Here is a 1,027-nt window from a genome sequence, read left to right on the forward strand (position 1 = left end):
GATTTATAAAAATTAAATCAAACCAAGTCAATAAAATTGTCAACCAAAAACAAATAAACACGTAAAAGTTTCAAAACCTAACTATTCCCACCACTAAAGTAGGGGGGAGTAGTCAAATCCATAAGTTAATTCCCCCCGAGCGAGAAATCCCTCGCTCGGGGGGATAAGTGTTGATTGACGTTTACCTTACCTTTACCTTAATTACCTGGAGACTGAAACCCTCCCCGGTTTAGCATTTGACGGGCATCCCGTCCAGGGGTGTAACTGTAACCATACCCACCATTGCGGTCTGTGTCATCCATAATTTGAGGGGTCACCAGGATGATCACTTCACTACGCTGATTCTGCTTATTGGTGCTTCTGAACAGAGCACCTAGTAAGGGAATATCACCCAAAATTGGCACCTTCGATACCGTTGTGCGGTCAGTGTCCTGAATAATGCCAGATAGTATTAACGTCTGACCATCCCGCAGACGAACTAGTCCAGAGCTTAGTTCTCGGCGACTGAGGAATGTGATTTCGTTTTGTGCATTATCACTGTTAAATTCTTGAGTTCCCGAGGGAGCTGTGATCACAGGAGATGTCGATAAAGTGATAAAACCATTATCGTCAATTCTGTCAACATTCACCGTTAGGGTTAAACCAGCCTCTTCAATAACCGGGGTGATGGTTCTAGTGGCCACACCACCGTCTAAGTCTATATCTGTCGTTACACTAGTCAATACCTCCTGAACCAACTTGACACTAGCTTCCTGCCCTTCTTGGATCACTAGAGTCGGGTCGGTCAGAATCTTGGCGTTGCTGCTGGTAATCTGAGCCTGCAACGTTAATAAAAACTTATCAGGGTACTCGAATAGAGAAGGAAGCGAAAACTCAAACTCGTTTCCATCATCTTGACGTTGGACATCCGTCACACCTGGCTGGAATGGATTATTATTTCGACCAAAACCAGGACGTGCGAAGAGTGATGGAGTACCAGCGGTTTCATTGAAACCCTCAATCACGTTATCAAAGGGAGCATTTTGTC

The 1,027-nt window shown here is 44.6% G+C and carries 1 protein-coding gene; it reads right to left on the bottom strand.

The features are described from left to right. Positions 1 to 197: 197 nt before the first annotated feature. Positions 198 to 1,027: type II secretion system protein GspD (locus F6K38_RS44825; RefSeq protein WP_502709683.1), on the bottom strand; the 830-nt coding region annotated here is incomplete at its 5' end.

The sequence above is a fragment of the Moorena sp. SIO3B2 genome, assembly GCF_010692525.1.
Classification (GTDB): Bacteria; Cyanobacteriota; Cyanobacteriia; order Cyanobacteriales; family Coleofasciculaceae; genus Moorena; species Moorena producens.